The organism is Natronococcus sp. JC468, assembly GCF_012163165.1.
Classification (GTDB): domain Archaea; phylum Halobacteriota; class Halobacteria; order Halobacteriales; family Natrialbaceae; genus Natronococcus; species Natronococcus jeotgali.
Genome location: NZ_JAAVUO010000019.1, coordinates 1 through 12030, shown reverse-complemented (window position 1 = coordinate 12030; position 12030 = coordinate 1). Strand labels below are relative to the sequence as shown.

General features: G+C 65.4%; 11 protein-coding genes and 1 pseudogene. 3 read left to right on the top strand and 9 right to left on the bottom strand.

What is annotated here, in order from left to right:
• Nucleotides 1-107: 107 nt before the first annotated feature.
• The 7 genes from GWG54_RS12295 to GWG54_RS12265 all read right to left on the bottom strand — a co-directional run bounded on the left by GWG54_RS12295 (nucleotide 108) and on the right by GWG54_RS12265 (nucleotide 5166).
• A complete protein-coding gene (locus GWG54_RS12295) occupies nucleotides 108-617 on the bottom strand; it encodes a ferritin-like domain-containing protein (RefSeq protein WP_167938050.1) in 510 nt (169 codons plus the stop codon).
• A gap of 94 nt (nucleotides 618-711) precedes the next feature.
• The gene (locus GWG54_RS12290) at nucleotides 712-1284 is read right to left on the bottom strand and encodes an NAD(P)/FAD-dependent oxidoreductase (RefSeq protein ID WP_167938049.1); all 573 of its coding nucleotides are present in this window, start codon (nucleotides 1282-1284) and stop codon (nucleotides 712-714) included.
• Nucleotides 1285-1344: 60 nt separating this feature from the next.
• On the bottom strand, nucleotides 1345-2076 hold the full coding sequence (locus GWG54_RS12285) for a hypothetical protein (RefSeq protein ID WP_167938048.1): 732 nt from the start codon (nucleotides 2074-2076) through the stop codon (nucleotides 1345-1347).
• Nucleotides 2077-2131: 55 nt separating this feature from the next.
• Nucleotides 2132-2719 (bottom strand): DJ-1/PfpI family protein, encoded by a 588-nt coding sequence (locus GWG54_RS12280; RefSeq protein ID WP_167938047.1) that lies wholly within the window; start codon nucleotides 2717-2719, stop codon nucleotides 2132-2134.
• 103 nt (nucleotides 2720-2822) lie between these two features.
• A complete protein-coding gene (gene dnaJ / locus GWG54_RS12275; protein WP_167938046.1) occupies nucleotides 2823-3980 on the bottom strand; it encodes a molecular chaperone DnaJ in 1158 nt (385 codons plus the stop codon).
• Nucleotides 3981-4053: 73 nt separating this feature from the next.
• A complete protein-coding gene (locus GWG54_RS12270; RefSeq protein WP_245242801.1) occupies nucleotides 4054-4512 on the bottom strand; it encodes a DUF892 family protein in 459 nt (152 codons plus the stop codon).
• Nucleotides 4513-4590: 78 nt separating this feature from the next.
• Entirely contained in the window at nucleotides 4591-5166 is a 576-nt protein-coding gene (locus tag GWG54_RS12265; protein WP_167938044.1) for a hypothetical protein, read from the bottom strand.
• A 193-nt stretch (nucleotides 5167-5359) separates the two neighbouring features.
• Here GWG54_RS12265 and chrA point away from each other — a divergent pair, with 193 nt between their 5' ends.
• Both chrA and GWG54_RS12255 read left to right on the top strand, forming a co-directional pair.
• The gene (gene chrA, locus GWG54_RS12260) at nucleotides 5360-6748 is read left to right on the top strand and encodes a chromate efflux transporter (protein WP_167938043.1); all 1389 of its coding nucleotides are present in this window, start codon (nucleotides 5360-5362) and stop codon (nucleotides 6746-6748) included.
• Nucleotides 6749-6831: 83 nt separating this feature from the next.
• A pseudogene (locus tag GWG54_RS12255) lies at nucleotides 6832-7656 on the top strand (hypothetical protein).
• 475 nt (nucleotides 7657-8131) lie between these two features.
• Here GWG54_RS12255 and dnaK read toward each other — a convergent pair.
• Nucleotides 8132-10057, bottom strand: a complete 1926-nt coding sequence (gene dnaK / locus GWG54_RS12250; protein ID WP_167938042.1) for a molecular chaperone DnaK — start codon at nucleotides 10055-10057, stop codon at nucleotides 8132-8134.
• Nucleotides 10058-10373: 316 nt separating this feature from the next.
• On the opposite strand from dnaK, the gene GWG54_RS12245 reads away from it, so the two are divergent.
• Complete coding sequence (locus tag GWG54_RS12245; protein ID WP_209438420.1) at nucleotides 10374-11489, top strand: polysaccharide deacetylase family protein; 1116 nt, start codon at nucleotides 10374-10376, stop codon at nucleotides 11487-11489.
• Nucleotides 11490-11522: 33 nt separating this feature from the next.
• On the opposite strand, the gene GWG54_RS12240 is transcribed toward GWG54_RS12245, so the two are convergent.
• Nucleotides 11523-11927 carry a universal stress protein gene (locus tag GWG54_RS12240; RefSeq protein WP_167938041.1) on the bottom strand — a complete coding sequence of 135 codons (405 nt, stop codon included), beginning with the start codon at nucleotides 11925-11927 and terminating at the stop codon, nucleotides 11523-11525.
• Between the last annotated feature and the right edge of the window lie 103 nt (nucleotides 11928-12030).

The window sequence follows — 12030 nt, the reverse complement described above, 5'->3', positions numbered from 1 at the left end:
CCGTCGGCGGCTCCGTCCGACGATCTCTCGCTACCTGTGTCGACGCCGTCGCTTGAGGCGATCGAACGCCGCCACCGTCCTCGAGTTCCCGGTCCGGCGGTAACCGATCAGGACGGAGTCAGCCGGTCCCAGAGGGACTTCATCTCCGACGCCGTCGATAGCGTGTTGAGCTCGCGGTAGGCCGATTTCTCCTCGTCGTAGTTCGACTCGAGGGGCGCCTGCGCGTCGTCGGAGAGTTCGAGTTCGGTCGCCAGCATCGACAGCCCCTCGTAGGTCGTCATCTCGAACCGCTCGGTCATCATCCCGGCGTTGAGATAGACCATATCGAGCAGGTCCTCGTCGTCGATCTGGCGCTCGAGGGTGCGGCGCTCTTCCTCGAGGGCGTCGAGGACCGGCGCGTCCTCGGTCTCCGGGCGAACGTCGAGGGCGTCGAAGACGTCCTCGAGTCGCTGGACCTGGGTTCGGGTTTCGTCGCGATGATCGGCGAACCCCTGGCTCAGTCGGTCGTTGCCGGTGTTTCTCGACATCTCATCGAGCGCGTCGACGAGTTCCTGCTCGACGTAGTACTGCTGGCGGAGCTTGTAGACGAACAGGTCGTGAAGGCCAGTGATACTCATTCCGTTTCATCCGCCACCGACCACGTCCATAATCATCGCCCCCGAACACGCAGGGGAGACGGCCGCCCGGTCCGACTCGACGGCGTCCGCGTCGCTACTCCGACTCGAGGGAGGGGACGTCCGCGGGCGTGTCGAAGTCGTGGTAGTGTTCGCCCTTCTCGGTGCTGAGGATGTCGAGCGCCGCGGCGCCGCCGTCGCCGGCGGCGATGACGGCCTGCCACTCCTCGGCCCGGACCATCGCGCCAGTCGCGTAGCAGCCCTCGACGCTCGTCTCCATGCTGAGGTTCACGTCGACGGTGTCCTCGTCGTCGAACTCGCAGCCGACCTCTTCGGCGATCGAGCGGTCGGCGCCGGTCGCGAGCACGACGTACGTCGCCTCGTACTCGCCGTCGTCGGTCTCGATCCGGAACCCGTCGTTGGTCTCCTCGACGGCGGTCACCTCCTCGTCGCCGTGGAGCTCGGCGCCGCGGTCCTCGACCTGGCCACGGGTCACCGCCATGAACTCGCTGCCACTGATGCTGCGGATGCCGGGGTAGTTGAACAGGTGAGCCTTGTGCATCCAGGTCTCGTCGGTGTCGAAGACGATCGTCTCGAGGCCGTTTTTCGCGGTAAACAGCGCCGCGCTCAGTCCGGCCGTGCCGCCGCCGACGATGGCCACGTCTGACATGTTCGCACCTACGACGACACGCCAGTAAACGGTTGCGCAAGGGGCGTACAGTTCCGATACTCAGTACTCGAGGGCGTCGGGATCGACGCGTTCGGCTTCGGGTGCGGGGTCGCTCGAGACGGCGACGTCGCCGCGAGCCCCGTCCTCGCCGTCCGTGGACAGCACGATCGTCGCCTCGACCAGCAGCGGCGCGAGCACGCCCGCGATCACGGTCCCGGGGTTCGAAAGGGGCGCGCGGACGACGACCCGGTCGTCGGCTGCGAGTTCGCGATCGGCGACGACGCCGCGGGCCGCCTCGAGGGCCTCGCCGTGGGTCAGCGTCCGCTCGCCGTCGGTGACGAGGTCCGTTCCGGGATCGACCGAAAGCGGCGGGAACGAGGGGTTCTCGCTCCAGAGCCCGGCGTCGAAGTGGTGGACCCCCGGCTCCGTCGGCGGGTCGCCGTAGGAGACCCGCTGGGCCCCCGGCGGTAGCTCGTAGGCGTCGCCCTCGGCGGTCGGCGCGACGAGGGCGCGGAACGCGTCCGCCTCGGCGAGGTCGGTCGGCGGATCGAACCGGGTGGTCCCCTCGAGCAGGGTCGTGCCGAAGAAGGCGAGCAGGGCGAGGGGACCCTCGCCGACGACGCCGACGGTGACGTCCTCCCGAACGCCCGAGTGGCGCAGGAAGTTGCCGGCCTTCCAGGCGGAGGTACAGAGCCAGTGGCGGTCGTACTCGCGCTCGGTCGCGTCGACCAGCGCGGTCCGGTCGCCGCGTCGCTCCCGCGCGAGCAGGTCGTCGACTGTCGCGGCGTTCATACGGGTCACTGGGAACCGATCCCAAAAAAGCGCGCCGACTCGCGGGCGTCGGTCGTCAGTCGTCGGCCGCCTCCGCCGGCTGCTCGAGGTCGGTCCCCACCAGATCGAGGAACGCCGCGAGCCACTCGGGGTGGTCGGGCCAGGCCTGGGCGGTCACGAGGTTGCCGTCCCGCGTTACGGTCTCCGCCCACTCCGCGCCGGCCTGGCGCATGTCGACCTCGAGCGCGGGGTAGGCCGTGCAGGTCCGGCCCTCGAGGACGTCCGCGGCCGCGAGGATCTGCAGGCCGTGACACAGCGAGGCGACGGGTTTGTCCTCCTCGAAGAAGTGCCGGACCGTCTCGAGGACCGCATCGTACGTGCGGAGGTACTCGGGGGCCCGTCCGCCGGGAACGACGAGCGCGTCGTAGTCGCTCGGGTCGATCGCCTCGAAATCGTGGGTCAGCTCGAAGTTGTGGCCCGGCTTCTCGGTGTAGGTCTGGTCGCCCTCGAAGTCGTGGATCGCCGTCGGGCACTGGTCGCCCGCCTCCTTCTCGGGACAGACCGCGTGGACGTCGTGACCGACCGCCTGGAGCGCCTGAAACGGCACCATTACCTCGTAGTCCTCGACGAAGTCGCCCGCCAGCAGGAGTATCCGTTCGGACATGGCGCGTTCACGTACGACGCGGCTCGGGAAAACTCGCGTTGCTACCCGTCGTGACTGTCACCCGAAGCGATACCTCGGCGTGCGCTCTCGAGCGGCGTGTCGTTCAGAACGCCCGCTTGATCTTCTCGAAGAAGCCCTCGTTGACCTCGATCTCGTCGCCGCCGGCCTCGGCGAACGCCTCAAGGGCGTCGCGCTGTTCCTCGTTGAGCGAGTCGGGCGTGACGACCTGGACCTTGACGTAGAGGTCGCCCTGGCCGCGCCCGCGCAGGCGGGGCATCCCCTTGCCCTGCAGGCGGAACGTCTCCCCGCTCTGGGTCCCCTCGGGGACCTCGAACTCGACGCTGCCGTCGAGCGTCGGCACCTGCACCGTGTCGCCGAAGGTCGCCTGCGGGAACGAGATCGGGAGCCGGTAGCGGAGGTCGTCGCCCTCGCGCTCGAACTCGTCGTGCTCGGCGACCGCGACATCGATCAGCAGGTCCCCGCGCGGGCCGCCCTCGGGGCTGGGCGAGCCCTCCCGTTCCATCCGCAGGGTCTGGCCGCTCTGGATCCCGGCGGGCACCTCGACCGTCAGGGTCGCCTCGCCGCGGACGTACCCCTCGCCGCGACACTCGCCGCAGGTCTCGGAGTAGATCGTCCCCTCGCCCTCACAGCGCGGGCAGGCGGTCGTCTGCTGGACGCGGCCCAGCGGGGTCTGCTGGACCTGCGTGACCTGACCGCGTCCCTGACACTCCGGACAGGTCCGGGCGTCGGCCTCGGGCGGGTGGCCCTCGCCGTCGCAGACGTCGCAGGCCTCGGGTCGCTCGACGCTAAACTGCTTCTCGACGCCCTCGTAGGCCTCCTCGAGCGTGATCTCGAGGTCGGTCCGAAGGTCCCGTCCCTTGCGCGGGCGCTGGCGACCGCGGCCGCCTCCGCCGCCGAAGACCTGCTCGAAGATGTCGCCGAGGCCGCCACCGCCCATGCCGCCGCCCATCCCGCCGAACGGGTCGCCGCCCATCCCGCCGGCGCCGGCGTCACCGGCGTCGTAGCCGTGCTTTTCGGCCTGTTCGTAGCGGTCGTGGCCCATTCGGTCGTAGGCCTCTCGCTTCTCTTCGTCGGTCAGGACCTGCTTCGCCTTCTGGATCTTCTTGAACTTCTCTTCGGCGTCGGGGTCGTCGCTGACGTCCGGGTGGTACTCCGTGGCCTTCTCCCGGTAGGCGCTTTTGATCTCGTCGGCCGAGGCGTCGGGACTCACGCCGAGAACGTCGTAGAAATCCTCGCTCATTCGTTGTTGGCGGTACTCGGTTGAGACACTTGAAACGACCGTTCGCCTCCGAACCTCTCGTTCGGATCGGCCGTCAACTCCGTCGCTTCTCGTCCAGGTACCCCTGCATCTTCCGAAGTGCGGCCTCCGCTTCACTTCGGTTTTGCTCCAGTCGCTCTACGACCGAGGCGGGAAGATCGAGGCTCTCTGCGAGGAGGATCAAGCGGTCGAGAAGCGTGATTTCGATCCGTTCGTTTATCGTTCCGACCCCGATCACGTCTAGGTCGCGAAGGTCGCCGTCTTCGACCTCACTGACGAACTCGTCCTTCTCGGCGAGCAACCCCTCCATAATCGGACTCCCCCGCTCTTTCTGTGGCCTGTCGACCGTTTCGAATATCTCCTCGATCCGGTCGATCTGCGTCACCGTATCCTTTCGATGGTCGGCAAATAGTTCGCTGATCTCCTCGCTGGCTGCTGCCTCCGAAAGATCGCCGTTGAGATCGAGGATTTCGACCTCCGCGTGGTACAGTTTCTGTAACTCCCGCTCGAACATATCCGATTCCGTTTTGATGCTCATTGGTTCTCTCACGTCGATTCACTGCAGTTCCTTCGCGCGCTGAACCGCAACTCGCTACTCATCGTCGAAAACTATCCCTTTGATGCAGTCCTGGACCTCTGCAGTGTCTATTTTATCGCTCTCCATCAGCAGGCGTAGTCCCGCCGGGGAGAGGTCGTTTCCAACTTTCAGGTCCTCCAGAAGCGCCGCTATCGGTGCGGGGCTTGCCTCGATCGTGAGATCGACGTCCTCGACGAGGAACTCGTCCCGCTTTCCGGCCGCGTATATCGCGTCTTCCAGGAACTGTTCCGCTACGACGGCCGACCGTTCGGAGTCGTCTCGAACCATCGCTTCCGTGATTCCCGTGTTGTACAGCACGAAGGCGAGACCGTCTCGAAGTCCGCTTGCGAACTCGTCGTCTTCGTACTCCACCCCGCTCCCGGAGAGGTGCTCGAAGAGCTTTTCGCGCTCTGCTTCTTCGAGATGCTCGAAGAGGATCCCGAAGTCGAGGATCGCATTATAGACTCGCTGGCGGATATCGCGACGGCGTTGATACCGCTGCTGCTTCGCGTGCTCACCCTCGTACGATTTCTCCCCGGTAAGCCACCGACGGTCCTCGGTCGTCAACATCGCGTTCTTCCGTTCGTTCATTGTTCTGGATCTCGCTCGAGCGACGTTAGCAGCCCATCGTATAGTGTGTTTGATTTACTACAAATGGATATCTATTTACTCCGTTGAGGTGCCGTCTACCCATGAGTCGACGTGGCACTCGTAGGGTGAAGAATATTTTCCCGTCTCCGTACGCCAGACGTCCGAGATCTACGGATTTGAGCACCAGAGGGCGATGACTGACTCGACGGTCGACGCGGCGAAGACGGAGTATGCCGGTCGGTCAACTCCCGGAAAGCTCGTCGAGATCGCGAGGTACTTCCTGTTTATCGGTATCGTCGGCTTCGGCGGGCCGATGGTTCACATCGCGATGATGGAGGACGATCTCGTCGGAGACGAGAGCAAGGAGTGGACCGAACAATCGGTCTTCATGGAGGGGCTCGCGATCTGTAACATGCTTCCGGGTCCGGCGTCGACTCAGCTCGGAATCTTCATGGGATGGATCTACGCCGGTACGAAGGGAGCACTCGTCGCCGGATTTTTCTTCATGCTCCCGACGTTCGTTCTGGTCGTCTTCTTCTCCTGGCTGTATTTTGCCTACCAGCAAGTTCCAGCCGTCGAAGCGGTGTTTTACGGGATCAACCCCGTCGTGATCGGGCTCATCGTCGGCGCCTGTTACTCGATGACTCGGAGCGCCCTCGAGGAAGGGAGAACCGACGTAGCGTTCGAGATTCGCGGTAACTCCTGGAACGTCGACTACCTGCTCGTCGTCTTGCTGGTCGCGACGACGCTCGTCCAGGCCGTGTTTGGCCCTAACCCGGTGCTTCTGTTCGTCCTGTCCGGCCTCCTCGGCGTCGCGGTGTACCGGTCCGACTGGGTTCGGTCGAACGCGCGCCGGATAGCGCCGTGGGCCATCGTCGGTGCCCTGTTCGCGTTTCGCGACCGGCTTCTCGAGACGGCCGGTCCTGCCGTGCGCACTGTCGTCGAGGCGAGTCCGATCTGGGGAGCGCTGCTCGTCCTCTGGACGAACCCGTGGGTCCAGCTGTTCGCGTTTATGATCTACACCGGGTCGTTCATCTACGGTGGCGGGCTCGTGTTGATCCCGTTTATCGAGACCTACGTGGTCAGCGAGTTCGGCTGGATGACTGGTCGGGAGTTCGTCGACGGGATCGCGATCGGGCAGTTGTCGCCGGGGCCAGTGGTGATGACGACGGCGTTCGTGGGCTACAAGCTGATACTCGACGTCACCGGAGGGGTCGTCGCTCTCGCCGTGGTCGGCGCACTCGTCGCGACGATCGGCGCCTTCGGACCGTCGTTTGCCTTCATCATCGGGTTCTTCCCGTACTTCGCGAGGATCCGGGAGAACGAGATCGTCAGAACCGCCCTGACCGCGGTCAACGCCGCCGTTATCGGCGCGATTCTCGGTGCCACGGTTCTCCTCGCCGAGGAATCGTTTATCGTCGAACAGCCGGCCCTTCCCGTTCCGATCGCGGGGACGGTCTTCGATCTGTTCGCCGTCGTTCTGGGTGTCGCGACCTACTGGCTGTTCGTCCGCGGCGTTCACGCTGCGTATCTCATCGCCGGCGGTGGTGCGATCGGCGTCGGGGCGTTCTTCCTTCTTTAGCCGCTCCACACGAGGGGCCGTATTGCGAATTTCGTCGGTGGTATAGGAAATTGTATTTACCTCTGGTCGTAACAGGCCAGTCAATGACTACCGAACGCGAATCAGTCGACGTACTCGGCCCGTTTCGACAGTTCTTCTCACTGCAACGCGACGTCTTGGTGCTCTCGCTGGCGATGTTCGCTTTCAGTTTAAGGTTCTAGATGACCAACCGGTTTCTGCCCAACTACCTCGTGTACCTCGGCGCCGGCGGGTTCGTCGTCGGGCTGTTCGCCATGCTCGGAAACGTCATCGGAGCGGTGTACCCGTACTACGGCGGCGTCATCTCGGATCGAGTCGGGTCGAGATACGCGCTCACTGTCTTCGGCCTCCTCTCGACGTTCGGCTTCGTCATCTAGCTGGCCTCCGCGTACGTTCCCGCGATCGACCTCGGCGTCGTCGTCCTCGAGCCGCTCTCCCCCACTGCTTTCTTCGGTGTCCTCCTGAGTATCGAAATGGCAGTTGCGCTGCTGACGATGGCCCCGGCCGCCAAAGTCGCCGAGCACGTCGGCCTCAAACCCGTCGTCGGGCTCGGCTTTCTGGTGTACGCGATCTTCCCGATCCTGCTGATCTTCGCGCCGGAGAACGTCTGGATCCTGGCCGCGCTCTTTGCCTTCTCCGGGCTGCGATTTGCGGGACTGCCGGGCCCACAAGGCCCTCGTGTCGGTCCCGCCGAACGCGGTGCCGGCGGTCGCGTAACGGGTTCGTACTACCTCGTTCGGGGCGCGATCGTGATTCCCAGTGACGCACTCGGCGGGTTCCTCTGGCAGTTCGTGAATCCGGAGACCGCCTTCGTGATCGCGTCGGCTATCGGCACGATCGGCGTCGTCTACTTCGGCCTCTTCGGGGAGGAGTTCGAGGCCTACCGGTAAGCGATCCGCTTTTTCGGGTGCTCGAGCCCCGGAACGGCAGCCAAACTCGAGGAGCGATCCGGTCGTCGACGGGCTCGAACGCGATGCTCGAGGCAGGTGGGCTACGTCTATCCGACGCCCGCAAAAGGTGATTACTCATCGGGCGTTTCGGACACTGCGAATCGGAGGGTCGCTGACGGGCGAAGACCCGTCCTTCCAGCCGTCGTCCTCGTCAATGCCACCGGAACGCGAAGCGTTCCGATCGCCTCGGCGATCGTCGTCTTCGAGTTCGAAACGCTCGCTCCGCTCACGTTTCGAAACGACGATTGACTCGTTTCACTCGCCCATCGAGCCCAAGAGGACGACGACGAGTAACACGAGGCGTCGTCCTCTTGGACAGCCCGAATCGAAGATTCGCGGGCAGACGAAAACGACTCAGTCTTCGTCGTTTTCGTCAACGTCGTCAGACTACGCCTGACGGGCTGAAGACGACAACTTACTCGTCGTCGTCTTCAACGTCCTCGAAGTCGGCGTCGACGTACTCCTCGTCGTCGTCGCCAGCAGCGCCACCGGGACCGGCAGCGCCGCCCATGTCGCCCATTCCGCCGGGTCCGGCACCGGCCGCACCGCCTGCACCGGCACCCGCGGCGCCAGCGCCGCCGGCGCCCGCCGCGCCGGCCTGTTGCTGGTACATCTGCTTGCCGATCTCCTGCAGTTCGGTGCTCAGTTCCTGGGTTGCGTCCTCGAGGTCCTCGGCGTCGGCATCCTCGTCGTCGACGGTCTCCTCGAGATCCTCGATCGCCGCCTCGATGTCGGCACGAACGTCGTCGTCGATCTGGTCGTCGTTCTCCTCTAAGAGCTTCTCGGCGCGCTGGATCGTCGCCTCGGCCTCGTTGCGGGCCTCGATACGCTGGCGTTTCTTCTCGTCTTCCTCGGCGTGTTGCTCGGCTTCCTCCTGCATCTCCTCGATCTGCTCGTCGGAGAGGCCGGCGCCGCCCTCGATGGTGATCTCCTCGCTCTCGCCGGAGCCCTGGTCCTCGGCGGAGACGTTGACGATCCCGTTCTCGTCGATCGAGAACGTAACCTCGATCTGGGGCGTCCCCGCGGGGGCCGGCGGAATCCCGCTCAGGTGGAACTCGCCGAGCAGTTCGTTCTCCTCGGCGATCTCGCGTTCACCCTGGAAGACCCGGACCTGAACGGTGGTCTGGTTGTCCGCCGCGGTGGTGAACACCTTCGACTCCTCGGTCGGGATCGTCGTGTTCTTCTCGATCAGCCGTTCGAAGAGGCCGCCCTTGACCTCGATGCCGAGCGAGAGCGGCGTGACGTCGAGCAGGACGATGTCGTCGACGTCGCCCGAGAGGACCCCGCCCTGGATCGCCGCGCCCAGCGCGACGGCCTCGTCGGGGTTGACGTTCTTCTGGGGTTCCTGCCCGGTGAGGTCCTCGACCTTCTCGCTGACCTGGGGCATCCGGGTCGAACCGCCCACGAGCAACACCTCGTCGATGTCGCCCTTGTCGTAGCCGGCGTCCGCCAGCGCCTGCTCGGTCGGCTCGACGGTGCGCTCGATGAGGTCCTCCGTAAGCGACTCGAACTTCGCGCGGGTCAGAGAGTCCTCGAGGTGGACCGGGCCGTCGTCGGTCGCGGTGATAAACGGCAGGTTGATGTCGGTCTCCTTGCGCGAGGAGAGTTCGATCTTGGCCTCCTCGGCGGCGTCTTTCAGCCGCTGGAGGGCCTGGCGGTCCTCGCGGAGGTCGATGCCGTGTTCGGCCTCGAACTCCTCGGCGAGGTAGTCGATGATCGCCTCGTCCCAGTCGTCGCCCCCGAGGTCGTTGTCCCCGTTGGTCGCGACGACCTCGTAGACGCCCCCGCCGAGGTCGAGGATGGAGACGTCGAACGTGCCGCCCCCGAGGTCGTAGACGAGGACGGTCTGGTCGGACTCGTCGTCGAGGCCGTAGGCCATCGACGCCGCGGTCGGCTCGTTGACGATGCGCTCGACCTCGAAGCCGGCGATCTCGCCGGCGTCCTTGGTCGCCTGGCGCTGCTTGTCGTTGAAGTACGCCGGGACGGTGATGACCGCCTTCTCGACGTCGTCGCCGAGGTACTCCTCGGCGTCGCGCTTGATCTTCTGGAGGATCATCGCCGAGATCTCCTCGGGCGTGTACTCCTCGTCGTCTACTTCGACCGTGTAATCCTCCTCGCCCATGTGGCGCTTGATCGACTGGATCGTCCGGTCGGGGTTCTGGACGGCCTGGTTCTTGGCCGGCTTGCCGACGAGGCGCTCATCGTCGTTGAACGCGACGACCGACGGCGTCGTCCGCTCGCCCTCCGCGTTGGCGATGATCTCCGGATCGCCTCCCTCCATGACCGCGAACGCGCTGTTCGTGGTACCGAGGTCGATACCGAGAATCTTGTTGCTCGTCATTACGAGACGGGTAATGCTCACTTTGGTTTAAAGCTTATCACAGCGATCGACTGCACTTTGGATTATAGCTCACAGGGTGAGAGAGGGTCTCTCGAGCAGGATATCGACCCACCGTGCGAGGAGACCCGATCCTCGAAGCGAATCCGCGCGAGAGATCGGGGGGCGCTCGGTCCGCGATCCAGTTCGAGACCCGCACCGCTGCGGCGAAGGGGACGGTGAAAGCGAGTCGCCGGTACCGGCCGCGAACGTCGGTAGGTGGCGGTTACGGCGGGGTAGCCGCCGTATACTGAATCGCTGTTACCGAATCCGAACGGACATGGATCGACGAACGTTCCTGTCCGGGATCGCCTGCGGGGGGGCGCTGGGCGGGTACGTCCTCACACGCGACGAGCGGGAAGAATCGGGGGATCCCCAGGGGTCGGGGGAGCCGCGCGATCGGCGCGACGAACGGACGGACGATCCGAACGGCCGCGACGACGCGTCGGCTGGGGATTCCGACGACCCGTCGGACGAGGACTCGGTCGGTGACGAGGACGCCGAATCGGTGGTCGACCGCGTCGCGGACGCCGAGGGAATAGTCGTGTTCACGTACGACGACAGCCCGCTCGAGGACTACACGCTCACCTATGAGGTCCACCGGGAGTACGGCGTTCCCGGCTGTACGGCGGCCTGCCCCGGCTACATGGAGGAGCGAGACACGTCCCTCGATCCCGGACAGCTCCGGGAGATGCAAGACGACGGCTGGGGGGTCCTGTCCCACACCTACCGCCATCGAGCGCTCGGTCACATCGAACTGACCGAACCCGCCCGCGAGGGCGACGACCGCCTCTACGTCCAGGCGAACCGCCACGGCGCTATCGCGGACGACCCGCTCGTAGTCTTCGACGAGGGGACCGAGACGACCGCGACGGTCGCCGGACGGGGCAGCGATTCGGTCGGGCAGTACGTCGAACTCGCGGAACCGATCGCCGAGACCGTCGGCCAGTCGGGGTACGTCAGGTATCCCGGGTCGTTCATGCGGGAGATCCTCGAGAAGACCGACGCCCGCCTCGAGTCGTGGGGACTGGAGGTGACGGGGTTCGTCTACCCGTACGGACGGTACGACGGCCTCGCCGAGGAGATCGTCCGCGATCACTACGACGCGGTCGCGAACCACCGCTACGGAGGCGGGCACAATGACCTCGAGGGCCTGGACCCGACGGCGATGCGGCGGATGTACGTCGAGACCGACAAGGCCACCGAGGACGACGTCGACGCGTTCATGCGCACTGCGGCGGACGAAGAGGTCCTCGCGATCGTCGGCGGTCACTCCCAGTACGACACCCTCACCGAGGACCGGATCCGCTACACCATCGAGGCCGCCCTCGAGCGAGACCTCGCGATCGTCACGATGGGGGAGGCGCTGACCGTCCTCGAGCACCTGGACGGGTGATCGGCGTTCGGCCGCGCTCGACGGTCTCGGCCGTCAGCGAACGATCGTTACGGAGACGGGGGAGCGACGCGTCACCGTCTCCGCGACGCTTCCGAGCAGCAACCTCGGGACGCCGGACCGCCCGGTGCTCCCCATGACGACGCGATCGACGTCGTTCTCCCGGACGAACTCGAGGATCTCCCGTCCGGCGTTGCCCTCCGTGAGCACCGTCTCGAGCGTTCGCCCGCGCTCGGCGGCGATCTCGGTCGCGTCCTCGAGGACGTTCTCCCCCTCCGCTCGCGCGAGTTCGTACGGCGTTCGCTCCCGATCCGCGGGGAACGACGTGACCTGTGCGACGTGTAACGCGACGATTTCGGCGTCGGGGAACAGCTCGAGGGCCTCCTCGAGCGCCCGCTCGGCCTGCGACGAGCCGTCGATCGGGACGAGAACGCGATCCATACGCCGTCGACGCCGTCCACCTCGAAATTCCTTGCTCCGTTGAACGGCCCTTCCTTCTGCGGATTGTATCGTTGATTTCAGGGGATTTGGACGCCGTCTGGCG

What these genes read in the sequence shown, in the direction of transcription:
- GWG54_RS12295 (WP_167938050.1), bottom strand. Translation starts at nt 617, where the DNA reads ATGAGTATCACTGGCCTTCACGACCTGTTCGTCTACAAGCTCCGCCAG.
- GWG54_RS12270 (WP_245242801.1), bottom strand. Translation starts at nt 4,512, where the DNA reads ATGTTCGAGCGGGAGTTACAGAAACTGTACCACGCGGAGGTCGAAATC.
- GWG54_RS12290 (WP_167938049.1), bottom strand. Translation starts at nt 1,284, where the DNA reads ATGTCAGACGTGGCCATCGTCGGCGGCGGCACGGCCGGACTGAGCGCG.
- dnaJ (WP_167938046.1), bottom strand. Translation starts at nt 3,980, where the DNA reads ATGAGCGAGGATTTCTACGACGTTCTCGGCGTGAGTCCCGACGCCTCG.
- GWG54_RS12285 (WP_167938048.1), bottom strand. Translation starts at nt 2,076, where the DNA reads ATGAACGCCGCGACAGTCGACGACCTGCTCGCGCGGGAGCGACGCGGC.
- chrA (WP_167938043.1), top strand. Translation starts at nt 5,360, where the DNA reads ATGACTGACTCGACGGTCGACGCGGCGAAGACGGAGTATGCCGGTCGG.
- GWG54_RS12245 (WP_209438420.1), top strand. Translation starts at nt 10,374, where the DNA reads ATGGATCGACGAACGTTCCTGTCCGGGATCGCCTGCGGGGGGGCGCTG.
- GWG54_RS12265 (WP_167938044.1), bottom strand. Translation starts at nt 5,166, where the DNA reads ATGAACGAACGGAAGAACGCGATGTTGACGACCGAGGACCGTCGGTGG.
- GWG54_RS12280 (WP_167938047.1), bottom strand. Translation starts at nt 2,719, where the DNA reads ATGTCCGAACGGATACTCCTGCTGGCGGGCGACTTCGTCGAGGACTAC.
- GWG54_RS12240 (WP_167938041.1), bottom strand. Translation starts at nt 11,927, where the DNA reads ATGGATCGCGTTCTCGTCCCGATCGACGGCTCGTCGCAGGCCGAGCGG.
- dnaK (WP_167938042.1), bottom strand. Translation starts at nt 10,057, where the DNA reads ATGACGAGCAACAAGATTCTCGGTATCGACCTCGGTACCACGAACAGC.